The sequence below is a fragment of the Amycolatopsis pittospori genome (assembly GCF_013870525.1).
In the GTDB taxonomy this organism is placed as follows: domain Bacteria; phylum Actinomycetota; class Actinomycetes; order Mycobacteriales; family Pseudonocardiaceae; genus Amycolatopsis; species Amycolatopsis pittospori.
Genome location: NZ_JACBXD010000002.1, coordinates 119,051 through 142,594, shown reverse-complemented (window position 1 = coordinate 142,594; position 23,544 = coordinate 119,051). Strand labels below are relative to the sequence as shown.

The window sequence follows — 23,544 nt, the reverse complement described above, 5'->3', positions numbered from 1 at the left end:
GCCAGTCGAAGGGAGCGAACCATGCGCAAGGTCACCGAGGGCGCCGTCGTGGCAGGGATCGACGGATCGGGATCCGCCGTCCGTGCCGCCGTATGGGCGGCTGGTGAGGCCTCGCGCCGTAACCGGCCCCTCCGGCTGGTGAACGTGTACACGGTTCCGGCGCGGATACCCAGCGTGGCGGGCTCGGCGGAGGAGATCCGGGCCGGCTTCGAGAACCGCGGCCAGGAGTGGCTTTCGGTCGCTCGTGAGGCAGTGCTGGAGCGTCACCCGGATCTCGTGGTCGAAGCGGCGGCGCGCGAGTGGAATCCGGTGGCGGCGCTGGTCCAGGAGTCACTGACCGCGACGATGATCGTGCTCGGTTCGCGGGGTCTCGGCGGTTTCACCGGGCTCCTGGTCGGGTCGACGGCGGTGGCGCTGGCGCAGCACGGGCATTGCCCGATCGTCGTCGCCAGAGGCAAACACCCGGCGGATTCACCGCCGGAGACCGGACCGATCGTCGTGGGGACGGACGGTTCCCCGGCCAGTACGTCGGCCATCGCGTTCGCCTTCGAGGAGGCGGCCTTGCGCGGCACCGGACTCGTCGTGGTCCGGACCTGGAACGAGGTGGCGGAGAACGGTGAACGGTGGCCCCACGGGCACGCGGTCGACGCCGCCGCGACCGAGGTGGCCGAGCGCACGGCGGTCGAGGGGCAGGTGGCCCTTTGGCGGGACAAGGAACCTGACGTCCCCTTGGAGATCGTCGTGACGAAGGGACGTCCCGTACGGACTCTGCTCGGTTTCGGCGAGCGTGCGCAGCTCCTGGTGGTGGGCTGCCGGGGACGCGGTGGTTTCCAGGGGATGCTGCTCGGTTCGACGAGTCAGGCACTGGTGGCGCATTCGGAGTGCCCGGTCGCCGTGATCCGGCCGGAACAGTCATGAGGGCACGCGATCTGATGAGCGTTCCGGTCGTCACGGTGACGCCGCGGACGACGGCCAAACACGCCGCGGAGGTGCTGGCGGACCGGGGGTTCACCGCACTGCCGGTGGTCGATGACGACGACCGTCTGATCGGCATCGTGACCGAAGCCGACGTGATGCGGGACAGGTTCCCGCAGGACATCCGCTCCGCGGGCGCACGTGACGGACGATCCGATCCCGGGACCACCGTCGCCGACGTGATGACGACACCGGCGACGGGGATGAGCGGCGGTTCCGACATCGCCGATGTCGGCCGGGCGTTGCTGGACGGCCGCATCCGCGCGATGCCCATCGTGGACGGCGCCAAGCTGATCGGGATCCTGACGCGCGGTGATTTCGTGCGCGCCTTCGCGCGTCCCGACGCGGCGATCGAAGCCGACGTCCGGCATCACCTCGGGATCTACGGCGGCCACGGCCGGTGGACGGTCGAAGTCCACGACGGCGCCGTCCGGATCGGCGACGCCTATGACAGTGACACGGACCGGCACGTGGCGAAGGTGCTCGCCGAGGCCGTTCCCGGAGTGACCGAAGCCAAAGTGATGTATCAGGAGGGTGAGTGATGGCCGACTCGGGGAAGATCGTCGTCGGGGTGGACGGGAGCGAGCCGAGCGGTGAGGCGGTCCGCTGGGCCGCGGGCCTCGCCGGGCAACGGCGGCTGGGACTGCTGATCGTGCACGCACTCCACCTCGAGAGGTTCGCCTACGGTGGCGGGCTGGCCGGACCGCAGATCCTCTTCGACGACATGGCCGGAGAAGGGCGGCGAGTGCTCGACGAGGCCGTCGGGCAGGCGCGTGCCGTGTCGCCGGAACTGGACGTCGACACGTCGATGCCCACGGGTTCGCCGATCCCGTACCTGATCGACGCGTCGGACACGGCGGCGTTCGTGGTGCTCGGCAGTTCCGGCCGCGGGTTCTTCTCGGAGCTGACGCTCGGGTCCACCGCCTCGGCGGTGGTCGGTCACGCGGCCTGCCCGGTGGTGGTGATCCGTGGCCGGAAGGGGACGACCACCTACTCGGTGAACGGACCCGTGGTCGTCGGGATCGACGGCAGCCCGCTCAGCGAACGCGCGCTGGCGGTCGCCTTCGAGGAGGCGTCGTGGCGTGGAGCGCCGCTGGTGGCCGTGCACGCTTGGAAGGACGTGACCTACGACGACGCGTTCGGGATGGCCCGGCTGGTGACGCAGTGGGAGTCCATCGAGGACGAGGAAGCCAGCCTGCTGGCACAGCGGCTGGCCGGATGGCAGGAGAAGTATCCCGACGTCGAGGTACGGCGAGTCCTGGCCAGGGACAACCCGAGGCATGTACTGCTGGAACGGAGCGCCGAGGCGCAGCTGGTGGTCGTGGGCAGCCGGGGTCGCGGTGGGTTCACCGGCTCGCTGCTCGGTTCGACGAGCCAGGCACTGGTGCACCACGCGGAATGCCCGGTGCTGGTGGTCCGGCCGAAGAAGTCGCGGTGACGGTCCTGGGCGCACCGGCCGCCGGTGGGGAACTGACCGCGACCGAACTGTCGCAAGTGGACGCTCAGTGGCGCGCCGCGAACTACCTCGCGGCCTGTCAGATCTACCTGATGGACAACCCTCTCCTGACCGTGCCGCTGAAACCGGAGCACATCAAACCCCGGCTGCTGGGACATTGGGGGACCTCACCCGGTCTCAACTTCGTGTACGCCCATATGAACCGGGTCATCGTGAAGCGAGATCTCGAAGCGATGTTCGTGACCGGGCCCGGTCACGGCGGTCCGGCGCTGTACGCGCACACCTGGCTCGAAGGCAGCTATTCCGAGGCCTGGCCCGAGGTTTCCCGCGACAGCGCGGGTCTGCGCCGGCTGGTGCGGCAGTTCTCGTTCCCCGGTGGGGTACCGAGCCACGTCGCGCCCCAGGTACCCGGTTCGATCCACGAGGGCGGCGAATTGGGCTACTCGCTCGCGCACGCCCACGGAGCCGCGTTCGACAATCCGCACCTCGTCGTCGCCTGCGTCGTCGGGGACGGCGAGGCGGAGACCGGTCCCTTGGCCGCCAGCTGGCATTCGGGCAAGTTCCTCGACCCGGCCCGTGACGGCGCGGTCCTGCCGATCCTGCACCTCAACGGCTACAAGATCGCGAATCCGACGATCCTGTCCCGGATCTCGCAGACGGAACTCGACGAACTGCTGCGCGGATACGGCTACGCGCCGAGGTATGTGGAGGGCGACGACCCGGCGTTCATGCACCAGGAGATGGCGACGGCTCTGGACGGCGCGCTCGACGAGATCGACGGCATCCAGACCCGGGCCCGCTCGGCGAGCCGGTCCTTCGGGCGGCCGAGATGGCCGCTGATCGTCCTGCGCAGCCCGAAAGGCTGGACCGGACCGTCCGTTGTGGACGGTAAGCAGGTCGAGGGGACCTGGCGGTCGCATCAGGTGCCGATCCCCGAAGCCCGCGTCGATCCCGCGCATCTGCGGCAGCTGGAGGACTGGCTGCGGTCCTACCGGCCCGAGACGTTGTTCGACGAAGACGGTCGACCTTCACCGGAGGTGACCGCGCTCATCCCGCGGGGTGACCGGAGGATGGGATCGAGTCCGCACGCCAACGGCGGCCTCGTACTGAGGTCGCTGGACCTGCCCGGCGTCGCGGCGCACGCGATCCCGGTCGCGCGGCCGGGCATCGTGACCGCCGAACCCACCCGTGTACTCGGGCGGTATCTGCGTGACGTGTTCGCGTTGAACCGCCGTGCCGCGAACTTCCGGCTCTTCGGCCCGGACGAGACCGCTTCCAACCGGCTCGACGCGGTCTTCGAGGTGACCGACAAGACCTGGACCGCGGCCGTCGAACCGGCCGACGAACACCTCGCGCCGGACGGCCGGGTCATGGAGGTGCTGTCGGAACACCTGTGCCAAGGCTGGCTCGAAGGTTATCTCCTTTCCGGCAGGCACGGGCTTTTCTCCTGCTACGAGGCTTTCGTGCACATCGTCGATTCGATGCTCAACCAGCACGTCAAATGGCTCAAGGTGCACCGGGGGATCCCGTGGCGGCGGCCGGTGGCCTCCCTGACCTACCTGCTGACCTCCCATGTCTGGCGGCAGGACCACAACGGGTTCTCGCACCAGGACCCCGGTTTCGTGGATCACGTGGCGAACAAGAGCGCCGAGGTCGTCCGGGTCTACTTCCCGCCGGACGCGAACACCTTGCTGCACGTCGCGGCGCACTGCCTGGCGAGCCGGGACTACGTGAACGTGATCGTGGCGGGCAAGAACGACACCCCGGTGTGGCTCGACGACGAGCAGGCCGCGCTGCATTGCGCGCGCGGCGCGGGAATCTGGGAATGGGCGAGCACCCATACCCATCGCGAACCCGACGTCGTCCTCGCCTGCGCCGGCGACGCGCCGACGCTCGAAGTACTCGCGGCGGCCAAACTGCTGCGGGAGCTCCTGCCCGACGTCGCGGTGCGGGTGGTGAACGTGGTCGACCTGATGCGTCTGCAACCCGCCGTGGAGCATCCGCATGGCATGGGGGACCGGGAGTTCGACGCGATGTTCACCCCGGACCGGCCGGTTCTGTTCGCCTACCACGGTTATCCATGGCTGATCCACCGGCTGGCCTATCGCCGTACGAACCACGACGGCCTGCACGTCCGCGGCTACATCGAACACGGCGCCACGACGACGCCGTTCGACATGCTGGTGCGCAACGACATGGACCGTTTCCAGCTGGTGATCGACGTGATCGACCGCGTGCCGGGGCTGCTCGCCACGGCGGGCGCGGTTCGGGAGCGGATGACCGACGCCCGCGAACGGCATCGCCGCTGGATCGTCGAGCACGGCGAAGACCTCCCGGAGATCCGGGACTGGACATGGGCCGGCGCCGATGGGTGACGGCCGGGCATCGAGGGAGCTCTCGTGCGGGTGTTGACGGTGAATCCGGGCTCTTCGAGCCTGAAGGCGTCACTGGTGATCGACGGGTCCCCGGTGGGCTGGGCGGCGTGGCCCGCGGACGCCTCCGAGAAGGTGGTGTCCGAGGTACTCGGCCGCTGGTCCGATCTGGACGCCGTCGCGATCCGGTTCGTTCACGGGGGTTCCCGATCCGGGCCCGAGCTGTTGACCAAAGAAGGCGTCGACGCCCTCGAACGGCTCGTTCCGCTCGCCCCTCTGCATCAGCCACAGGCGGTCGCGTTCGCCAGGGCGGTTCTCCGATCCCACCCCGGCGTACCGGTGGTGGCCGGATTCGACACCGCGTTCCACGCCGGCCTCCCGGCCGCCGCCGCCCAGTACCCCCTGCCGCGGGAATGGACGCGGCAGGGGAGGCTTCGCCGCTACGGTTTCCACGGTCTGTCGTGCCGGCATGCCGTTCGCCGCGCCAGGGAGCTTCTCGGGATCGAAGATCCCAGGCTGCTGTGCTGTCACCTCGGCGCCGGAGTCTCGGTGACGGCGATCCGGAACGGGCGGAGTGTCGACACCAGTATGGGTTTCACCGCGCTGGAAGGCCCGGCGATGGCCACCAGGTCCGGTTCGATCGACCCCGGCCTGCTCCTGCACGTCATGCGCACCGCGCCCCTGTCGGCCGACGCGATGGAAGACACGCTCTACCGCCGCTCCGGGCTCGCCGGGATGACCGGGACGGACGGGGATCTGCGCGCCGTCTTCGCGCTGGTCGCCAAGGGCGACCCGGACGCGGCGACGGCCATCGAGGTCTACCTGCACCGGATCCGGCGTGAGATCGGCGCGATGGTGGTGAGCCTCGACCGGCTCGACGCCGTCGTGTTCACCGGCGGGGTGGCCGAACATCGGCCGGAGCTGCTCACGCGGGTGGCCGAGAACCTGGACGTGCTGGGGATCTCCGTCGATCCGGCCCGCTGCCTCGGCGACGGCGATCGGGTGATCAGTCCGGATGGCGCCCCGGTGACCGCGTTCGTCCTGGGCACGGGGGAGGACGGCGAGCTGGCGATGGACGCGGAAGCGGTGCTGGCCGCGGGGGCAATTCTTTCGGGAAAATGACGGGATCGTGAAGTGCGTTGCCCGGGTCGGACCGCCGGTGTTCCGATTCCCTCCGACATCGACACTGGAGGGAACCCATGGAAACGATCAATGAGCCGTCGGCACGTTCGAAGTCGCGACGCAAAATCCTCGCCTTGGCACTTTTCGCACCTCTCGTAGCTCTCGTCGCCGTGCCCGGGGCCGAGGCGGCCGCGGCGCCGGCCGAACGCACGATCAAGGTCGTCACGTACAACGCGGGGGACGCGGGCGGCTTCAAGGCCGACCTCGTCCGCCTCATCGAGACCGAACGCCCCGCGGTCATCGGGCTGCAGGAGGTCGCCGACCGCGAGGAAGTGGTGAAGGAGGCCGCGGCCGCGACGGGGTACGTCGCCATCTACGAGACGGACCGCCGAGCGGTCAAGCACAACGCCATCCTCGTGCGCGGCAACATGACCATCACCGGCCACGGCGCTCAGGAGATCTCGCCCGCGTCCAAAGTGGACCCCTCCACACCCGGCACCGGGCCCGCGGAACCCGGTGACTGCGGCTGCTGGGTTCCGCCGAAGTACGTCAACTGGGTCCGGGTCGGAGGAGCGGGCTTCGAGTGGGTCGTCGGGGTCGTGCACCTCACCCCGTCCGCGCAGCGGTTCGAGCTCAACCGCGAACTGCACAATCTGCAGGTCCGCAAGACCGCGGACTGGTTCTCCTCTCGCGCGGCCGAGCCGGTGGTCATGGGTGACTTCAACGCCGAACCGGGCTCGGACCTGATGGCTGGGCTGCGGCGTGTGGCCGAACCCTTCAGCGCCCCGAGTCACGACTCCAGGTCCATCGACCACGTATGGGCGAAGAAGGACTCGACCGGTTCCGAGGTCGACGCCCTCGCCGGCTACGGAAGCGATCACCGCCCGGTCCGCGTCCGGGTGACGGTGACGCGATGAGGCGGGGCTCGCCAGGCCGCGCCTTGGTCGCCGTCGCGGTCCTCGCCGGTCTGCTGGTGCCCGTACCGAGCGCGACGGCCGGCCCGGCCGAGACCGGCCCGCGCGACGAGTCGCTGGACTTCCGGTTCCCGGCGGCGGATCTGATGCGAGTGCCGGACACGAACACCTACGTCGCTGTCGGCGCGAGCATCCCCGGCAACAAACTGCCCTATACGAAGGTCGAGTTCGCCGGCGGGACCTTCCAGCGCCGCGGCGCGATCGACGGAGACGCGTGGGAGGGCGCCACGTTCCCCGCCGGTTACTGGGCGAGACCGGACTCTCCACTGTGGACACCGGGGATGTTCGCGCGCCAGGAGGACGGCCGGGTCGTCTACTACCTTTTCTACAGCGCGGCACTGCCCGGCTCCGAGCCCGCCGGTCAGGCGAAGCACTGCATCGGTTACGCGACGTCGTTACGCGCCACGGGAGGGTTCGTCGCCAACGCAGATCCGCTGTTCTGCCCGGAGCGCGGGTGGGCGATCGACGCCGACGTGAGCAGGGGACAGGGCGAGGTCTGGCTGACCCTGCGCAACGGGGCGTGGACGCAGGACCGAGTCACCGCCCTGGGCGCCGCCAAACTGGACTTCGACCGATCGCGCCACGTTCGGCGGTTGTCGGAAGCCGACGCGAAGAAGCTCATCGACAACGCGAATCTCGAGTGGACACACCACAACAGTCCGCCGGAGGACGTACTCACGATCGAGAATCCGAACGCCGTCCGCATGGACGGGGAGTGGTATCTCTTCTATTCGGGGAACAACTGGTACGCGAACCGCTATTCCACCGGCGTCGCCTACTGCGGGACGGCGTTGACCGACAACCGGTGCACGCCGATGTACGAGCAGCGCGCGTACTTCTCCTACCAGCCCGACCCGGACGGCGAGCCACGGTTCCGGCCGGGCCTGCCGGACCGGTACCACAAGAAGAACCTGCCGGGTAACAAGCGGGGACCCGGCGCCTTCAACGCGTTCCAGGCGCCCGACGGCTCCTGGTGGGCCGCGTGGAACTACATCACCGACGCGAGTCCTCTCCCGCAGGACGACCCGTCCCCGGAACGACGGAGCAGGATCGCGCGGCTGACCAAGACCGGCGGCGGGGCCACCGCCGAGTTCACCGTGACCTGGTGACCGAAGACCTCGTCCGGCTGCTCGAACCGAGCGGCCGGACGAGGTCCACTACCTGTCGACGCTCGCTCGAAAGGACTACGGTCCGTTGATGACCTGGTTGAGCGAAACCCGGAACTCCTACGACGCCGACGCGGCGGACTACGCCGAAGAGACCCGCGACCTGCTCGAAAGGAAGCTCCACGTTCGCGCGGGGGTCGTCCTGTTCGCCGACCTGGTCCGCGCGATCGGCGGCGGCCCCGTCGCCGACGTCGGCTGCGGGCCGGGACACACCACCGCGCTGCTGCGTGAGCTGGGCGCGGACGCGTTCGGTATCGACCTGTCACCCGCGATGATCGAGATCGCCCGCCGCGAGCACTCCGATGCGCGGTTCGAGGTCGGTTCGATGACCGATCTGCGGCTCGCCGACGCTTCTCTCGCCGGTGTGCTCGCGTGGTGGTCGCTGATCCACATCCCGGACGACGCCGTGGCAGGCGTGCTCGCCCAGTTCCATCGCGTCCTGCGGCCGGGCGGGGTGGCGGCCGTGGGATTCCACGTCGGTGACGACCACGGCGACCGGACCACCCGGGCGTCCGGATACCTCCGTCAGCCGTCCCGCGTGGCCGAATGGCTCCGCGAGGCGGGTTTCACCGTGGAATCGCAGCATCTGCTGAATCCGGACGAGCCGAAACCCGGTGCGATCCTGTTCGCCCGAAGGCCCGCGTCGCCGTCTCGCTGATCCAGGTCAGCGGCGGCCGGCGGCCAGGATGACGAGGAACTGGCCGCCTCCCGGTTCGATGTTCGCGGTCACCGGCAGCCCCGGCACGAGCCGGGAGAACCGGTCCACGAGCCAATCCGCCGCTTCCCGGGCGTCCTGTTCGGTCGGACAACGGGCCACCATTTCGCGGCCCCCTTTGCGTTCCAACCTCCCGGCGACGGTGATCAACGGCGCGGGTTCGACCACGTGCAAGCCGTCCGGCCAGGCGATGACCACCTTGACCGCGCCCTTGCGGGTATTGCAGCCGCGATGCGCGAGCCGCTCGGCGATCTTGGCCTTCCGGTCGGCGGTCCGGCTGTCGACACTCGGCCCCCTCGGGTCGTTCACCGACATGTCGGGGTCGACCGGTTCGTCGCACACCCAGCAGCGCCAGCCGTCGCGCTCGGCCACATCATCGAGGAGGGTCACCCGAGGAAACTAGCCTGCTCCGCCACGGCCCCGCGCACCGCATCCGTCCACGTCACCGGTTTGTATCATCGCTCTCGATCAAGGGGGCGTCATGAAATCGCTGGAAGCCGGGGAGCCCGCCGAGGTGGGTCGTTACCGGGTGTTCGCCGTGCTCGGCCAGGGTGGAATGGGCCGGGTGCTGCTGGGCCGCTCGCCCGACGGGCGGCTGGTCGCCGTCAAGCAGGTGCGCCCGGGCTTCGCCCACCATTCCGGTTTCCGCGAGCGGTTCCGCCGCGAGGTCGCTGCTTCGAGAATGGTGTCGGGCGCCTTCACCGCCGCGGTGATGGATGCCGATCCCGACGCGCCGACCCCCTGGCTGGCGTCGATGTTCGTACCGGGCCCCTCGCTTGCGGAGGCGGTGGCGGCCGGTGGGCCGTTGCCGCCGTACTCGCTGCGGTACCTGGCCGCCGGGCTGGCAATGGCGCTGGGGGAGATCCACCGCGCCGGGCTGGTCCACCGCGATCTCAAACCCGGTAACGTCATTCTCACCGGAGACGGCCCGCGGGTGATCGACTTCGGTATCGCCCGCGCCATCGAGGGCGACTCGGAACTCACCCACACCGGAGCGATCATCGGCTCGCCCGGGTTCATGTCGCCGGAACAGGCACGCGGACAGGCGATCGGCCCGGCGAGCGACCTGTTCTCCTTCGGATCCTTGCTGGTGATGGCCGCGACCGGGCAGGGCCCGTTCACCGGATCGTCCACTCCGCACACCCTCTACAACGTCGTGCACGCCCAGCCTGATCTGAGCCGGGTCCCGGACGACCTGCGAAGGATCGCCGAGGCCTGCCTGGCGAAAGATCCCGGTGACCGGCCGGACCCCGCCTGGGTACTGCGTCAGCTCGGTCCGATCGCGCCGGCGGCCGACCCATGGCCACAGCCGGTGCCCCAGCTGTTCGAGGCGCAGCAGGCCGAGGTGCGGGAACTGCTGAACCCGCCCGCGCCTAAGCACTCCCGGCGTGTACTTATTTCCGGTATCGCCGTGGCCGTGGTGGTGCTGTTGGTCGCCGCCGCATTCGTGGCGATCAAGCTACTGAAGCCGCCGGAACCAGCACCGGCGGTCGCGTCGGCGCCACCGCCCGGAACGGCGGTGACCACGCCGGTCAATCCGGATCCGCTCGGCCCGGACAACCTGCGCCGGGTCGACCTGTGCAAGGTGCTGGCAGGCTGGGAGGCACCCGTGCTCGGTGCGCTGGCGGTGACCTCACCCGGGCGACGGCTGGACTGCCTTTACGGTGCGCTGAAGCTCGGTGTCGGTCCCAGCCCGATCGAGAGCGTCCCGGCCGGGGACCTGGAAGGCCTGCCGATGTACACCAGCACCTTCGGCAGCTCGTGTACGGCCGCCGTTCCGGTCGCCGGTCTCCAGAACGTCATGCTGCTCTCCGAGATCGGCGGCCCGCTCTCTCCGGACGAGATGTGCGCGGTGGCGAAAGCCGGACTCGGAGAGGCCGTGCGGCGGATCCGCGCGGGTGGTCACGGACGCGACATGGCGCCGAAATCGCTGATCGGGCTGGACCCCTGCGCACTGCTCTGGCCCGAAAGGGTCGCCCGGGTGATCGGCCCCGTGCGGGCCACCGCCCTCGAGGACCTGCACCAGTGTGTCTACCAAGCCGACGGCACCTTGCGACTCGTGGTGGAGCTGGGGTATCCGCCGCACGGACCGGAGCAGGCCGCCGCCGGGGGTGTCGTGCCGGTGGAGGTCGGCGGTACCACGGTGTACCGCGACGAGCGCCCGTCGGGGGGACCCCCTGGCTGTGCCCTGACCTGGCAGCACCGGGCGATGACCGAGCGCGTCGGCGAGAACGTCAGGGTGACGTATGAGCGCGAAGGCGGCAAGACCACGCAGCAGACCTGTGCCAAGGCCGAGGAGTTCGTCAGTGCGCTGCTCCCGATGTTGCCGAAACCCTAGGACCGGCCGATGAAACCGTTGAATCCCGGGGACCCCCGGCAGGTCGGCCCCCACCGGATCATCGCCGAACTCGGCGAAGGGGGTATGGGCCGGGTCGTACTCGGACTCGCCCCCGACGGCCGGCTCGTCGCCGTCAAACAGATCCACGCCGAGTTCGCGCACGACCCCGGCTTCCGCGAACGCTTCCGCCGCGAGGTCACCGCCTCACGCCTGGTCTCCGGCGCCTACACCGCCGCTGTCATGGACGCCGATCCCGAAGCCGAATCCCCTTGGCTCGCTTCGGTTTTCGTCACCGGCCCCGATCTGCGCGCGGCCGTGGACGCGACCGGCCCGCTCCCCGCCGAAGCCGTCCGCCGGCTCGCCTCCGGACTGGCCTCCGCACTCACGGACATTCACCGTGCCGGGCTGATCCATCGCGATCTCAAGCCCAGTAACGTCATTCTCGCCGGCGACGGGCTCCGCGTCATCGACTTCGGCATCGCCCGCGCGGTCGAAGAAGCGCAGGAGCTCACCCACACGGGCGCCATCATCGGCTCACCCGCGTTCATGTCGCCTGAACAGGCCGGAGGCGGCCGTGTCACCACGGCCACCGACATGTTCTCCCTCGGTTCCATCCTGGTCATGGCGTCCACCGGGCGCGGCCCCTTCAGCGGTGCGTCGGCGCCTCAGACGCTGTACGACGTCGTCCATACCGACCCCGATCTCTCCGCCGTACCACCGGAAATCCGGCGACTCGCCGAACCGTGCCTGGCCAAGGATCCGGCCCGGCGGCCCACCCCCGAGCAGCTACTGGACTTCCTCGGTCCCGTCCCGTCGGAGACCGCACCCTGGCCGGACGCCGTGCACGCCCGCATCCGGCAGCAGGAGGCCGAAGTGCGTTCGGTGCTCTCGTTGCCGATCCCCGCGTGGCGACCACCTGCGAAACCCTTGCCGGAAAAGAAAAGCCGGGCGGGACTGCGGATCGTCACGGCTCTGGTGGCGGTGGCCGCCCTGATCGGCACGCTGGTCGTCGTCATCCAGGCGATCACCTCGCCGCGGGATCCCGGTACCGCGGCCATGCCGGTGGCGGAGGCACTGACCCTGGACCGGCTCCGCCGGGTCGACGCGTGCACGGTGCTCGATGGCCGGTACACAGAGGACCTCGGCACGCTGGAGCCGGACTCGAACCCGATATCTCCGGACAGGTGCACGTTCGAGAATTCCTCTGGCCTCCGTTTCGACCTCCGGCTCGGGGAACCCGTGGTCAACGGCGGCATCGGTACGACCAACCGCACCGCCGAAGGGCTGCCGCTGTTGCGTGCCTCCTTCAGCGGGGGCTGCCACTCGCTGATTCCGGTGACCGGCACTCCGGCGCTTTACGTGATGCTCTACAACGACACGAGCGTGGGCGACGAATGCGCTGTCGCCGACAGTGCGCTGACCGTCGTGCTCGCCCGCCTGCGCACCCACGAGGTCGATCGCCAGGACGAGCCGGCCGGTGTGCTCCCGCTCGACCCTTGCGCCCTCCCCGATGCCGCCGTGGTCACCAAGACCATGACCGACGTCCGGGCCGTCACAGCCGGTCTGCGGAACTGCCGGTGGAGTAAGGACGACGAACGTTTGGAGGTGAAAGTGCAGCGGAGTCTGTACGTCGACGACGGTGCCCCAGTCGATCTCGGCAACGGAGTCGTCGGGCACGTGACCGACGACTCCGAGTCGAGCTGTCGCCTCTCCTGGCCGCACCGCACCCTCCCGGATGGCGATGCCGAGTACGTTTCGGTGTGGCTGCATGGATACAGCGGCGGGCGGGCCTGTGAGCGGGTACGCGCGATCACCGATTCCGTCCTGAACCGGCTGCCGAAGCGCTAGAACTTTTTCCCTGCCCGACCTCCGGCTACGTGGCGGTGACGACGGTGACGGCCACGGCGGCGGTGGACGCCGCGATCCCCGCCGCGGTGCGCGTCACCGCGGTGTTGACGGCCGAGGCACCCCAGTTGCCGCTCTCGATCTCCTTCGCGCGCTGGTGGACCTTCCCGGACCACGCCAGGGCGGGCCGGAGTGAGGGCAGCGCGCCGCTCGCGGAGAGCAGTGCGGTCACCGCCGCGGTACGCGCGTCCGGAGTCTTGTCCTCCTCCAGCACGGCGCGGATCTCCTGCCTGAGCGCTTCTTCGCGTCGTGTGTCGGCCGCGGGCAGCCTGGTTGTCGGGAACAGACCCAGCACCCGCTTCTTCTCACGCCTGATGAGGCCTCGCTCGATCAGCCTGTCGGTCACGGTCTTCCAGAGCCCGCCGCCGATCGTGAGCAACAGCGGCTGAACGCGCCGGGTCTTCTCGGCGACCTGGTCGTAGGCGGCCTGCAGCAGCGGGTCGGGAAGCGGCCCTTCTCCCACCGCGACGATCTCGGGCCCGTTCAAAGCGGAGGTCTTTCCTTGTGTCTCGACCCTGCCGAGGAGGGCGAGCTCGGCGAGGACGGCACCGCCGAGGGTGTAGGGCAGGGTGCCCGCTCCCGCGGGGGTCCCGGTCTCGTCGTCGAGCAGCAGCAGGAGCAGGTCCTCGACGATCAGCGTTTCGCTCCGCATTGTTCTCCCGTTCTCCATACCGTCCACAAGGGATGGACGGAACCGTGCGTCCCCCGATGGTCCAACGGATGCGGAGACGGGACCAGTGACACGGTGTCATACCTTCGTGTCGAGCAGCAGTTCGGCGAGCTCCACGGGCATGGTGATCATGCAGTCGTGGCCGGTGGGAAGCTCCCGCAGAGTTTCGCCCGCCGGTACCGGACGCCGGGTGATGCCCGCCGGCTGGTCCTCGACGCAGTGGATGTGCGTGCGCGGGATCGCGCGCGCGGCCGGGTCGTCCAGCCGGACCGGCTCCTGGAGACATCGCGCCGGGTGGTCCGACAGGGTCGAACGCAACCAGGCGACGTCGCCGGGATCGGTGACCCCGAACAGGCCGAGCGGCGGCGGCTGCTCCGGCGGCGGCGGGACCCGCCAGCCGTCGACGGCGATGTCGACGAGCTGCTTGGTGACCGGGAGGACGTCGGCCGCGGTTTCGCCGTCTTCGGGGACCATAGCGTCGAGGAACACCAGGTGCGAGATTCGTTCCGGGAGCCGGTTGGAGACTCCCGATATGACCATCCCGGCGTAGCTGTGCCCGACGAGCACGACGTCGTCGAGACGCTCGTCCACGATCAGGCCGGCGACGTCGTCGATGTGGGTGCCGAGCCCGACCTCGGGGCTCAGCAGGTGGGCCTTGTCGCCGTAGCCGGTCAGCGACGGGACGAGGACCCGGTGCCCCGCCGACTCCAGCAGCGGGACCAGTCGGTCCCAGGCCCGCCTGCTGTGCCAGGCGCCGTGTACCAGCAGAAAGGTGGCCATCGTAGTACGGTTCCTCCTAGTGCCTCGATACCTTTTGGTAACCGAGACCCATCGTGAACCCCGGAACGCGCACCAGGCAATACGGCACTTTTCGGTGCCCCGGTTCTCAGGAGGTAACCATGCAGGACCCGTGCCAGGCCCGCGAAGTCCTCGGGATCGTCGGGGACAAGTGGGCGCTGCTGATCGTGCGCGTGCTCAAGGACGGGCCACTGCGGTTCACCGAACTCAAGCGGTCCATCGACGGCATCAGCCAGCGCATGCTGACCGTGACGCTGCGCGACCTCGAGCGCGACGGCATCCTGACGCGCACGGTCCGCAACGTCATGCCGCCGCACGTCAGCTACGAGCTCACCACGATAGGCCGGACGCTGCGCGAGGCCACCGCGCCGCTGCTGGAGTGGAGCCTCACGCATCTGCCGAAGATCGGCGAGGCTCGGGCGGCGTACGACAACCGGTAGCCGGCTGGGGACACCGGCTCTCCTGTGGCGACGGGGCCCAGGAGGACGATCACCGAGGCCGGCAGCAGGCGGTAGCCGTGGTTCAGTGGCGATCAGCTGGTCGAGGATCTGGCCGGGAGTGTCCGCGGTCAGAGCGGCCGCAGCGCGGGGGAACCGCAGCTGGGCGCTGATGCCGAGGGTGGTCGTGGCGATTCCGAGGAAGGTGGCTCCGAAGAGGGCCGCGGCGACCAGCGCGGCAAGGAACAGATGTACCGGCGATCGGAGGCGGCCGATCCGGATCATCAGAGCGGGGGAGCCGGTGGCGGCGAGCCCGACGATCATCCAAGCGCCACTTCCCAGAGACCCGCTGATCGCGGCGACCAGGAATATGCCCGCGATGATGTAGGCGACGAACATCGCGGCGAACCGACTCCGAGAACCTTCCCGAGGCGGGGGACCGCGGCGACGTGATGTTCGCCCGGGCGGAGACTCCACGATGCACGGCCAGGGAACGGACGAGACGTGGTGCGGCGATACCGGCGAAGTAGCCCGACTAGTTCGCCGTCGCTTCGGCGGTGAGGGGGTCTGAGCGGTCATCAAATGCCATGCCCACTTCCAAGGCCGCGGCTGCCTGGAGAGCGCTCACGACCGACCGGAGTCGTTCGTGCGGAGTATGTCCACTTCGGACGCTCCAGAGGCCCCGAAGAATTCTTGCGTCAACCTCCTAACGAGCATCGTGGGCCGTCGTTCGGTTAGCGGGCATGCCGAAGGGCCCGTCGCCGGTGGCTGGCGGGCTCTTCGGGGTCAGGCTGCGCGGTGGAGGGTGTTGCGCCTGGGACTTCGTAACGGATCCCGATACTGAGGCGGGATGAACTCCGGCAACCCATCAGCGGCCATGCGGACTTCCCACTCACCGTGGTGAATCAGGCGGTGGTGGAAGCTGCAGAGCAGGACGAGGTTGCGGAGGTCGGTCCGTCCGCCGTCTGCCCAGTGATGGATGTGGTGTGCGTGACAGCCCTTCGGCCGTCGATGGCAGCCCGGGAACGCGCAGCCCCCGTCGCGGATGTTCAGGGCCCGGCGTTGGCCGGGTGTGACGAAGCGCCTGAGCCGTCCCACATCGAGGGGTTCCCCAGCGGCGTTCAAGACCACGGGGAGCATCAGGCAGTCGCAGGCGGCCATCCGGGCTTCCCGCGCGGTCATCTCCCCGACGTAGTCCAAGCAGGCGGTCCCGAGTCCGGTTTTGAGTTCGTCGAGTCCGATGGTGACGTGCACCAGGGTCCGGTAGCCGTTGGTGCCGGGTTGGTCCGGGCAGGCGATGGCCAGATCCAGCAGGTCCGCGAACGCGTCACCTTGGCGTTCGGGCTTGGTACGCCAATCGGCCTCGCCGAACTCGTCGGTCGGGCGGGGTTTGCTGTAGGCCTCGATGAACGCTGCTGTGCGGGCGCCGAGTTCGTCATCTAGAAGACCCTTGAGGTTCCAGAAGCCGTCTTTGCGGCGCTCCACAGTGAGTTCGCGGCGCGGCTGGGTGGGCTCGGGATCTTTGGGTTCTTTGCCGTCGGGGTCGAGCCATGCCAGCATCTGCTTCGCACATTTCGCGATCTCCGAGGGCCCGGCGTCACGGCCGAGGTTCGCGAGCTGGTTCTCCGCGCACGCCCGATCCTCGGGTGAGGTCTCTGCCGGGATCTTCCGCAGCATGTCCAAGATCTGATCGATCCGCTGCTCACCGACCAGCCCCTCGGCCGCGACAGCGGCGGTGGCAGGCGCGAATGGCGGGACTTCGGTGCCATCAAGCGCGCGCGTCGGATTCAACGCGACCGCACGCTTCACCACATCCCCCGCCTCACCACGGGTCAGACCGGCGAGATCAGCGAACCACGCCTCGGTAGTCCCGTAGCCGTACAAATCCTTGGCACCCCGAGACTCGATCTCCGCCAGAAACCGCCCCAACCCGGCAGCGGCGACCCGCATCACTTGCAGGAAGTGTCGCGCCCCATGGGCAAGCTCCAGCTTCCCGGCACGCCACAACTCCTGTGGCAGCTCAGGGAGAACGGGAACTTCGGTCTCGGACACCCCTCAAGAATACCACACCGTGGTCGAACAGGTGTTCGTAATTTTCCGTAGTTGCGGGCGGTTTCAACTGGTGAGTGCACCGCATCTAGTCTAGCAACACTTTGCTGAACGCTTCGGTCGGCTTAAGCCATCCCAGCGTCTGCCGCGGCCTGTCATTGAGCTCGTAGGCGATGGCATGGAGTTCGTCCTGCGAATATCCGGATAGGTCGGTTCCCTTGGGGAGGTATTGACGCAACAATCCATTGGTGTTCTCGTTGCCGAGGGTGAGCGCGGATCGCAAAAATAAACCGGAATTCCCGCCGCCATGGTGAACTGCTTATGATGGCTCATCTCGCCGCCCTGGTCCCAGATGACGCTGTTTTTGAAAACGCCAGGTAAGGTGTTCATTCTGGCGGCCAGTCGTGGGGCCACGTACGCCGCTCGGCCAAGGTCGCGACCTGTGACTGATTGTTCGCGCCCACGATCAGATCGCCTTCCCGGAAACCCGGCACGGCACGGTCCTCGGTCTCGGCCGGCCGCTCGCTAATCAGGACCATGTCCTTGATCTTGCCCCGCAGCCCCCCTCGCGACCGGGCCCGTCGCTTGATCCTGCCCTGACGTAACCCTCGGCCACCTCCGCCCGCAAAGTCCCCTTCGCCCGCACGAACAACGCCTGATAAATCGCTTCATGTGACACTCGGCGAGAATGATCCATCGGATACTCGAACCGCAACCTGCGCGCGATCTGCGCCGGCGACCACTTCTTCCGCAGCCCCTCGTCCACCACGCGAGTCAGAAACGATGACTTCAGCACCTTGCGTTCCTTCGGACGCTTCCTCATCCGATCAGCCCGGCGCTGGGCAACCAACGGCGAATAATTCTCCCTCCGCCGTTACGGCCGACCTCGCGGGACACCGCCGAGCGATCCCGCCCAATCCAAGCCCCAACCTCCCCAAACGACTTTCCCTGCCCCAGCCCGAACGCGATCAACTCGCGCTCCACCGACCGCAACGGAACACCACGCGACACGGAACACCCCTCCGTCAACTAGAACGATCATTATCTCAGCCGGTGCACTGACCATTTGAGCCCAAGGCGGAATTGTGCGAATAACACTGAAGGGTGATTTCGCCGCAACCGGTCGGGCACCGGCCACGCCCCCTTCGTCTTACCCCGCATAGGATGCGGCCGTGGAACTGCGCCAGCTCCGATACTTCGCCGTCGTCGCCGAGGAACTGCACTTCGGCCGGGCGGCGGCCCGGTTGCTGATCGCGGGTCCGTCGCTGTCTCAGCAGATCAAGGCGCTCGAACGCGATCTGGGGGTGCCGCTGTTCGTCCGCGACCGCCGGACGGTCGCGCTCACCGCGGCCGGCGCTGAGTTACTGCCGGAGGTTCGCGCGCTGCTCGAACGCGCGGACGAACTCCGGAGGCGGGCGCATCGGCTTTCCGGGGCCGACCCGGTGCGCATCGGTTACGTCAACTGGTTGCCGCCGGATCTGACCACCCGGACGTCGGGGATCGCGCAGCTTTACGTGGACGCGTGGATCGCCCCGTCCCACGCGCAGGCGGCGAGGGTCGCCGACGGCAGTCTCGACCTGGCCGTGTGCTGGATCCGGACCGCCGACCTCGCCGAACTCGGCTTGACGGCCCGGCTGCTCGGCGCGGACCGGCTGTACGCCGTCTCCATCGGTACGGACACCGGCCCGGTGAAGGCGCGGGACATCGCGGTGCTCGTGGACGACGACGTCACGTCCTGGTCGTCCTGGAACGAGTTCGCCGAGGAGTTCGCCCGTGACACCGGTGCTCGCGTGATCCGCATCCACAATGGCGCGATCACCGGCCCCGCGTTCTTCGACCACGTCCGGGGATGCACCACCCCGGTGCTCAACTCGCCGAAGGGTCAGGTCACGCCGCTGCCCCCGGACCTCGTCCGTCGCGAGGTGATCGCGCCGGAGGTGATGTGGACATGGTCGCTCGTCCATCGTGAGGACGAGGTCCGCGAGTCCGTGCTGGCCGCCGCCGAGGCCATCGCGCGTGACGTGGGTGATCTCGGCTTGCAGGTGGAGAGCGTCTGGCTGCCGTCGGACGATCCTCATCGAACACTCGGAGGCTGAGCCTCTCACGAGAGAGAAAGCAAGTCGTGGCGAGAAAACTCGCACGGGCGCACGATCAGGACAGAGTTCCTTTTCTCCTCGAAAGCGAGTAACCGATATGAACAGCGGAAAAGTGGCGGTCGTCACCGGCGCGTCACAGGGGATCGGCGCGGCTCTCGTGCCCGCCTATCGCAAACTCGGCTACGCGGTCGTGGCGACGTCACGGTCGATCGGCACGTCGGACGACCCCGAAGTGCTGACGGTGCGAGCCGACCTGTCACTACCCGGCGAAGGCGCCCGGGTCGTCGATGAGGCGATAACCCGGTTCGGCCGGGTGGACACGCTGGTGAACAACGCCGGCGTCTTCGTCGCCAAACCGTTCGCCGACTACACCGACGACGACTTCGCCACCGTCGCGGGCACCAACCTGCGAGGCTTCTTCGACATCTCCCGCGGCGCGGTGGCGGCGATGCTCGCCCAAGGCGGCGGGGGCCACATCGTGAGTCTGTCCACCAGCCTGGTCGACCACGCGCTTTCCCAGGTGCCCGCCGCGCTCGCGGCGCTGACCAAGGGCGGCCTGAACGCCGTCACCAAGTCGCTCGCGATCGAGTACGCGACGGCCGGAATCCGGGCCAACGCCCTCGCGCTCGGCATCATCCGCACCCCGATGCACCCGCCGGAGTCGCACGACGCCCTCGCCGCGCTGCATCCGGTCGGCCGCCTCGGCGAGATCGACGAGGTCGTCGACGCGATCATGTTCCTGGAGCAGGCCGCTTTCGTCACCGGCGAGATCCTGCACCTCGACGGCGGGCAGAGCGCGGGGCATTGACATGGACGACGAAAAGATCCTGCGAGACGTGATGGACCGCTGGAAGGACGCGGTGGCCGCGCACGAACCCGAGCGTGTCGCCGCGAACTTCGCCACGGACGCCGTTTTCCAAGGGCTGCGCCCTCATGTCGTCGGCCGTGAGGCGGTGGCCGCGTATTACGCGGCGCAACCGCTCGGCCTGAAAGCGGAATACGAGTTCCTCGAAACACGCAGGTTCGGCGACGGAGTGGTCCTCGGCTACCTGAGCGTCGATTTCGCCTTCGCCGACCGGCCGACGTTGAGCGTGTACCTCGGCGTGCTCGTGCAGGACGGTCTCATCGCCCACTATCAGGTCAGCCCGCGACCTGGGGAGGGTGTGTCGCCGACGGTGTGACCCGCACGTCATTCGTTCCGGCCACCGCGGTCGTTTGGCGCGTGCGTGATGTTGTCCCGTACGGTGAGGCTGTCCGCCCGATCGACCACGAGGTGACGAGATGTTCTGGACCATCCTTGGCTGGATTCTGTTCGGCCTCATCGCAGGTTTCATCGCGCGAGCCCTGGTACCGGGCAAGGACGACATCGGCGTGCTGCGGACGATCGTCCTGGGCGTGGTCGGCTCGGTCGTGGGCGGCCTGCTGTTCGGCCTGCTCACCGTCGGCCTCCGTGGCTTCCAGCCCGCCGGCTGGATCGGGTCGATCATCGGCGCGATCATCGTCCTGGTCATCTACAACAAGGTGACCGGCCGGAAGAGCCGCTCGCGAACCTGATCCGCCCGGGCGGTGCCGTCACCGCTCCCTCTTCTTCGGGAGTGAGCGCACCGCGGGCCCCTGCAGCACAGAGCCGTCGAGGGCGAATCTCGACCCGTGACACGGACAATCCCAGGTCTTCTCCGCGTTGTTGAACGCGACCAGGCAGCCGAGGTGGGTGCAGTGGGCGCCGACGGCGTGCAGTTCGCCCTCCGGGTCACGGTAGGCGGCGACGAGTTCGCCGCCTACGCGAGTGACCTTGGCCTCGCCGGGGGTCAGTTCTTCCAGGGGAGCGGGTTGTCGCAACGCGCTGAAGTGGTCACCGATGAGGAACTTCGCGACCGTCGCGTTGTTCTCGACGGTGCTGATCGCCGACCGGAGGTCGAACCGGTTCGGGTCGTACAAGCTCGCCGAAGGATTGTCCTTGCCGGTCACCAGGTCCGCCAGCAGCAGCCCCGCCGCTGTGCCGCCGGTCATGCCCCATTGGCCGAAGCCGGTGGCGACCCAGAGGTGGCGGCTCGCCGGATGGTAGCGCCCGACGTACGGCACATTGTCCAAAGTGGACAGATCATGTGCGGACCAGCGGTGGGTCACCCGGTGCAGGCCCGCGTTCCGGGCCGCCCAGATCGCCAGTAGCTCGTAACGGCTCTCGACGTCGACCGAGGCGCCGACGCGGTAGTGCTCGCCGCCGACGACGCCGTACCGGACGCCGTCGTTGAGGTAGGCCCGCACGGAATGATGCGTGTCCGCGTCGAGGAACATCCCGTCCGGCAACCGGTTTCCTTCGACGGGTCCGGCGACCACGAGATCTCGCACCGGATCCAGCCGGGCGAAGAACAGGCCGCGGTCCAGCATCGGGTAGTGGGTCGTCACCACGACCTCGCTCGCCCGTACGTCGCCGACGCTGGTCCGCACCAGGGTGCCGCCGAGTTCGTCGACGCCCTCCGCGCGGATCCCCTCCACGATCGTGCCGCCCGCGCGTTCGATCTCCTCGGCGAGGCCGAGCAACCACTTGCGCGGGTGGAAATGGGCCTGTGCGGTGAATTTGACCGCTCCGAGCGCCGATACGTCGAGATCGACGCCGGTGACATAGGTCGCGGGGAGACCCGCCTCGGCGGCTGCTTCCGCTTCGCGCTCAAGGCTTTCCACGGTCTCGGGCTTGGTCGTGTACACGAAGGACTCGGCGCGGGTGAACCCGCATTCGATGCCGAGTTCCGCGGTCGTGGCAGCGATCCACTCCAAGGCCGAGGCCTGGCTGTGGGCGTATGTCGCGGCGGCGTCGGTGCCCTTGGTCTTGGCCAGGGTGGCGTACTTCAGTCCGTGCTGCGTGCTGATCTTCGCCGTGGTGTGACCGGAGACCCCCGCCGCGAGCCGTCCTGCCTCCAGGACCAGCACCGACCGCCCGGCTTTCATCAGGCGGTAGGCCGTCGTCAGTCCCGCGATGCCGCCGCCGAGGATGGCGACGTCGACCTCCCGCGGCAGTGGCGTGCCGGTGCGATCGGGTGCGGGAGCGGTGTCGAGCCACAGGGAACGCGTGTCGGGCAACTCCGTCATGGCGCCCGGATTCCCGCACGACAACGTGGGCAAACCAAGCGGACCCGGGTTTTCTGGTTCACTCGAAAGGGTAGTTGTCGCCCATGAGTGCATCCTCCAACTCTTCAGAGGAAAAGAACATTTTCGTCATCGGCCTCGACGAGGCCAATGAGGAGGTCCTGCGGCGGCTCCCCGGTGCGGGCCGGTATCGCTTCCATCCCTTGCTGTCGCCCGAAGAACTTCAGCACGGCACCATCCCGATCGTCGAACTCCTCGAAAAGGCGCAGTCGCATTTGGACGCTTTCGCTGGGCCGATCGACGCAATCGTCGGCTACTGGGATTTCCCGTCTTCGACGATGGTGGCGATGCTGTGCGAGAAGTACGGTCTTCCCGGCGTTTCCCTGGAGGCGGTGCTGAAGTGCGAGCACAAATACTGGAGCCGCCTCGAACAGGCGAAGGTGATCGACGAGATGCCGTCGTTCGGGATCGTCGATCTGGACCAGGAGGACCCGCGGCCACCCGAGGGGGTCGATTACCCCATGTGGCTCAAGCCGGTGAAGTCGTTCTCCTCGGAACTGGCCTTCCATGTCGCCGACGAGGACGAGTTCGAGAAGGCCGTCGCCGAGATCCAGGCGGGTGTCGATCGGGTCGGCAAACCCTTCGACCACATCCTGGGCAAGGTCGAACTGCCGGCCGCGGTGGCCGAGGCCGGGGGAGCGGCGTGTCTCGCGGAGGGAGAGCTCAACGGCGTGCAGGCCGCGGTGGAAGGGTATGTCCACAAGGGACAGGTGACGGTGTACGGCGCCCTCGATTCGATCAACTATCCCGACACCGCTTGTTTTCTGAGACATCAGTACCCGTCGCAGCTACCCGAAGACGCGGTCGACCGGATGAAGGAGATCTCCGTCCGGGTGATGGAGCGGATCGGCTTCGACAACGCCACGTTCAGCATCGAGTTCTTCTGTCATCCCGAATCGGGGCAGGCCTGCCTGCTGGAGATCAATCCGCGGCATTCGCAGGCCCACGCCGAACTGTTCGAGTACGTCGACGGTGTGGCGAACCATCACCTCATGGTGCAGCTGGGTCTCGGCCGGGATCCCGCCGGACGGCGCCATCGGGGCGACTACCGGATCGCCGGCAAGTGGTACCACCGCCGCTTCCGTGATGGACTGGTCACCCGGGTGCCGACCAGAGGCGAGATCGCCGACGTGGAGGCGCGGAACCCGGGGGTGAAGATCGAAGTCGTGCCGGAGAAGGGCACCCGGCTCTCGGACATCCCGGCGCAGGACAGCTACAGCTACGAACTCGCGCATCTCTTCGTCGCGGCGCAGACCCAGCGGGAGATGGAGCACAAATACCGCCGGTGCGTCGACGCGCTGCGGTTCGAATTCGAGGAGGGATAGCC

23 protein-coding genes are annotated in these 23,544 nt (G+C 68.3%); 16 read left to right on the top strand and 7 right to left on the bottom strand.

What is annotated here, in order from left to right; all coding sequences use genetic code 11:
* The first annotated feature begins 21 nt into the window (after positions 1-21).
* From H5J31_RS01815 to H5J31_RS01780, 8 genes are all read left to right on the top strand, one after another.
* On the top strand, positions 22-918 hold the full coding sequence (locus tag H5J31_RS01815) for a universal stress protein (protein WP_181770630.1): 897 nt from the start codon (positions 22-24) through the stop codon (positions 916-918).
* A complete protein-coding gene (locus H5J31_RS01810) occupies positions 915-1,517 on the top strand; it encodes a CBS domain-containing protein (RefSeq protein WP_181770629.1) in 603 nt (200 codons plus the stop codon). The genes H5J31_RS01815 and H5J31_RS01810 overlap by 4 nt, the downstream gene beginning before the upstream one ends.
* Positions 1,517-2,413: a universal stress protein gene (locus H5J31_RS01805; protein WP_181770628.1), complete on the top strand. Its 897-nt coding sequence runs from the start codon at positions 1,517-1,519 to the stop codon at positions 2,411-2,413. Before H5J31_RS01810 ends, H5J31_RS01805 begins: the two co-directional genes overlap by 1 nt.
* Complete coding sequence (locus tag H5J31_RS01800) at positions 2,410-4,806, top strand: phosphoketolase family protein (RefSeq protein WP_328701344.1); 2,397 nt, start codon at positions 2,410-2,412, stop codon at positions 4,804-4,806. Before H5J31_RS01805 ends, H5J31_RS01800 begins: the two co-directional genes overlap by 4 nt.
* 24 nt (positions 4,807-4,830) lie before the next feature.
* On the top strand, positions 4,831-5,925 hold the full coding sequence (locus H5J31_RS01795; protein WP_181770626.1) for an acetate/propionate family kinase: 1,095 nt from the start codon (positions 4,831-4,833) through the stop codon (positions 5,923-5,925).
* Positions 5,926-6,059: 134 nt separating this feature from the next.
* The gene (locus tag H5J31_RS01790) at positions 6,060-6,842 is read left to right on the top strand and encodes an endonuclease/exonuclease/phosphatase family protein (RefSeq protein ID WP_181770625.1); all 783 of its coding nucleotides are present in this window, start codon (positions 6,060-6,062) and stop codon (positions 6,840-6,842) included.
* Positions 6,839-8,008 carry a family 43 glycosylhydrolase gene (locus H5J31_RS01785; RefSeq protein ID WP_181770624.1) on the top strand — a complete coding sequence of 390 codons (1,170 nt, stop codon included), beginning with the start codon at positions 6,839-6,841 and terminating at the stop codon, positions 8,006-8,008. The genes H5J31_RS01790 and H5J31_RS01785 overlap by 4 nt, the downstream gene beginning before the upstream one ends.
* Before the next feature lie 88 nt (positions 8,009-8,096).
* Positions 8,097-8,723, top strand: coding sequence for a class I SAM-dependent DNA methyltransferase (locus H5J31_RS01780; protein WP_181770623.1), 627 nt, complete (start codon positions 8,097-8,099; stop codon positions 8,721-8,723).
* A gap of 6 nt (positions 8,724-8,729) precedes the next feature.
* Here H5J31_RS01780 and H5J31_RS01775 read toward each other — a convergent pair whose 3' ends face one another.
* On the bottom strand, positions 8,730-9,170 hold the full coding sequence (locus H5J31_RS01775; RefSeq protein ID WP_181770622.1) for a hypothetical protein: 441 nt from the start codon (positions 9,168-9,170) through the stop codon (positions 8,730-8,732).
* Positions 9,171-9,261: 91 nt separating this feature from the next.
* Between H5J31_RS01775 and H5J31_RS01770 the strand changes: the two genes are divergently transcribed.
* Both H5J31_RS01770 and H5J31_RS01765 read left to right on the top strand, forming a co-directional pair.
* Positions 9,262-11,118 (top strand): serine/threonine-protein kinase, encoded by a 1,857-nt coding sequence (locus H5J31_RS01770; protein WP_181770621.1) that lies wholly within the window; start codon positions 9,262-9,264, stop codon positions 11,116-11,118.
* 9 nt (positions 11,119-11,127) lie between these two features.
* Positions 11,128-12,966: a serine/threonine-protein kinase gene (locus tag H5J31_RS01765; protein WP_181770620.1), complete on the top strand. Its 1,839-nt coding sequence runs from the start codon at positions 11,128-11,130 to the stop codon at positions 12,964-12,966.
* A gap of 25 nt (positions 12,967-12,991) precedes the next feature.
* Here H5J31_RS01765 and H5J31_RS01760 read toward each other — a convergent pair whose 3' ends face one another.
* Together H5J31_RS01760 and H5J31_RS01755 are read right to left on the bottom strand one after the other, a co-directional pair.
* Positions 12,992-13,675 (bottom strand): GOLPH3/VPS74 family protein, encoded by a 684-nt coding sequence (locus tag H5J31_RS01760; RefSeq protein WP_181770619.1) that lies wholly within the window; start codon positions 13,673-13,675, stop codon positions 12,992-12,994.
* A 96-nt stretch (positions 13,676-13,771) separates the two neighbouring features.
* Positions 13,772-14,473, bottom strand: coding sequence for an alpha/beta fold hydrolase (locus H5J31_RS01755; RefSeq protein ID WP_181770618.1), 702 nt, complete (start codon positions 14,471-14,473; stop codon positions 13,772-13,774).
* A gap of 119 nt (positions 14,474-14,592) precedes the next feature.
* Between H5J31_RS01755 and H5J31_RS01750 the strand changes: the two genes are divergently transcribed.
* Positions 14,593-14,931 (top strand): winged helix-turn-helix transcriptional regulator, encoded by a 339-nt coding sequence (locus H5J31_RS01750; RefSeq protein WP_181770617.1) that lies wholly within the window; start codon positions 14,593-14,595, stop codon positions 14,929-14,931.
* Positions 14,932-15,714: 783 nt separating this feature from the next.
* On the opposite strand, the gene H5J31_RS01745 is transcribed toward H5J31_RS01750, so the two are convergent.
* The 3 genes from H5J31_RS01745 to H5J31_RS39710 form a co-directional block, all read right to left on the bottom strand.
* Positions 15,715-16,980, bottom strand: coding sequence for an HNH endonuclease signature motif containing protein (locus H5J31_RS01745; protein WP_181770616.1), 1,266 nt, complete (start codon positions 16,978-16,980; stop codon positions 15,715-15,717).
* Positions 16,981-17,363: 383 nt separating this feature from the next.
* Positions 17,364-17,516, bottom strand: coding sequence for a hypothetical protein (locus tag H5J31_RS39715; RefSeq protein ID WP_236004500.1), 153 nt, complete (start codon positions 17,514-17,516; stop codon positions 17,364-17,366).
* 280 nt (positions 17,517-17,796) lie between these two features.
* Positions 17,797-17,961, bottom strand: coding sequence for a helix-turn-helix domain-containing protein (locus H5J31_RS39710; RefSeq protein ID WP_328701343.1), 165 nt, complete (start codon positions 17,959-17,961; stop codon positions 17,797-17,799).
* Positions 17,962-18,149: 188 nt separating this feature from the next.
* On the opposite strand from H5J31_RS39710, the gene H5J31_RS01735 reads away from it, so the two are divergent.
* The 4 genes from H5J31_RS01735 to H5J31_RS01720 all read left to right on the top strand — a co-directional run bounded on the left by H5J31_RS01735 (position 18,150) and on the right by H5J31_RS01720 (position 20,627).
* Entirely contained in the window at positions 18,150-19,073 is a 924-nt protein-coding gene (locus H5J31_RS01735; RefSeq protein ID WP_181770615.1) for a LysR family transcriptional regulator, read from the top strand.
* A 97-nt stretch (positions 19,074-19,170) separates the two neighbouring features.
* Complete coding sequence (locus tag H5J31_RS01730; protein WP_181770614.1) at positions 19,171-19,881, top strand: SDR family NAD(P)-dependent oxidoreductase; 711 nt, start codon at positions 19,171-19,173, stop codon at positions 19,879-19,881.
* 1 nt (position 19,882) lies between these two features.
* Complete coding sequence (locus H5J31_RS01725) at positions 19,883-20,254, top strand: YybH family protein (protein ID WP_181770613.1); 372 nt, start codon at positions 19,883-19,885, stop codon at positions 20,252-20,254.
* A gap of 100 nt (positions 20,255-20,354) precedes the next feature.
* Complete coding sequence (locus H5J31_RS01720; RefSeq protein WP_181770612.1) at positions 20,355-20,627, top strand: GlsB/YeaQ/YmgE family stress response membrane protein; 273 nt, start codon at positions 20,355-20,357, stop codon at positions 20,625-20,627.
* Positions 20,628-20,645: 18 nt separating this feature from the next.
* Here H5J31_RS01720 and H5J31_RS01715 read toward each other — a convergent pair whose 3' ends face one another.
* A complete protein-coding gene (locus H5J31_RS01715; RefSeq protein WP_181770611.1) occupies positions 20,646-22,160 on the bottom strand; it encodes an FAD-dependent oxidoreductase in 1,515 nt (504 codons plus the stop codon).
* A gap of 83 nt (positions 22,161-22,243) precedes the next feature.
* On the opposite strand from H5J31_RS01715, the gene H5J31_RS01710 reads away from it, so the two are divergent.
* Positions 22,244-23,542, top strand: coding sequence for an ATP-grasp domain-containing protein (locus H5J31_RS01710; protein WP_181770610.1), 1,299 nt, complete (start codon positions 22,244-22,246; stop codon positions 23,540-23,542).
* Positions 23,543-23,544: the final 2 nt, after the last annotated feature.

Bases quoted from the DNA above. Each gene is read 5' to 3' on its own strand.
- H5J31_RS01760 (WP_181770619.1), bottom strand. From the start codon at position 13,675: ATGCGGAGCGAAACGCTGATCGTCGAGGACCTGCTCCTGCTGCTGCTC.
- H5J31_RS01730 (WP_181770614.1), top strand. From the start codon at position 19,171: ATGAACAGCGGAAAAGTGGCGGTCGTCACCGGCGCGTCACAGGGGATC.
- H5J31_RS01780 (WP_181770623.1), top strand. From the start codon at position 8,097: ATGACCTGGTTGAGCGAAACCCGGAACTCCTACGACGCCGACGCGGCG.
- H5J31_RS01750 (WP_181770617.1), top strand. From the start codon at position 14,593: ATGCAGGACCCGTGCCAGGCCCGCGAAGTCCTCGGGATCGTCGGGGAC.
- H5J31_RS01710 (WP_181770610.1), top strand. From the start codon at position 22,244: ATGAGTGCATCCTCCAACTCTTCAGAGGAAAAGAACATTTTCGTCATC.
- H5J31_RS01725 (WP_181770613.1), top strand. From the start codon at position 19,883: ATGGACGACGAAAAGATCCTGCGAGACGTGATGGACCGCTGGAAGGAC.
- H5J31_RS01770 (WP_181770621.1), top strand. From the start codon at position 9,262: ATGAAATCGCTGGAAGCCGGGGAGCCCGCCGAGGTGGGTCGTTACCGG.
- H5J31_RS01715 (WP_181770611.1), bottom strand. From the start codon at position 22,160: ATGACGGAGTTGCCCGACACGCGTTCCCTGTGGCTCGACACCGCTCCC.
- H5J31_RS01810 (WP_181770629.1), top strand. From the start codon at position 915: ATGAGGGCACGCGATCTGATGAGCGTTCCGGTCGTCACGGTGACGCCG.
- H5J31_RS01720 (WP_181770612.1), top strand. From the start codon at position 20,355: ATGTTCTGGACCATCCTTGGCTGGATTCTGTTCGGCCTCATCGCAGGT.
- H5J31_RS01755 (WP_181770618.1), bottom strand. From the start codon at position 14,473: ATGGCCACCTTTCTGCTGGTACACGGCGCCTGGCACAGCAGGCGGGCC.
- H5J31_RS01815 (WP_181770630.1), top strand. From the start codon at position 22: ATGCGCAAGGTCACCGAGGGCGCCGTCGTGGCAGGGATCGACGGATCG.
- H5J31_RS01805 (WP_181770628.1), top strand. From the start codon at position 1,517: ATGGCCGACTCGGGGAAGATCGTCGTCGGGGTGGACGGGAGCGAGCCG.
- H5J31_RS01765 (WP_181770620.1), top strand. From the start codon at position 11,128: ATGAAACCGTTGAATCCCGGGGACCCCCGGCAGGTCGGCCCCCACCGG.
- H5J31_RS39715 (WP_236004500.1), bottom strand. From the start codon at position 17,516: ATGGTCCTGATTAGCGAGCGGCCGGCCGAGACCGAGGACCGTGCCGTG.
- H5J31_RS01785 (WP_181770624.1), top strand. From the start codon at position 6,839: ATGAGGCGGGGCTCGCCAGGCCGCGCCTTGGTCGCCGTCGCGGTCCTC.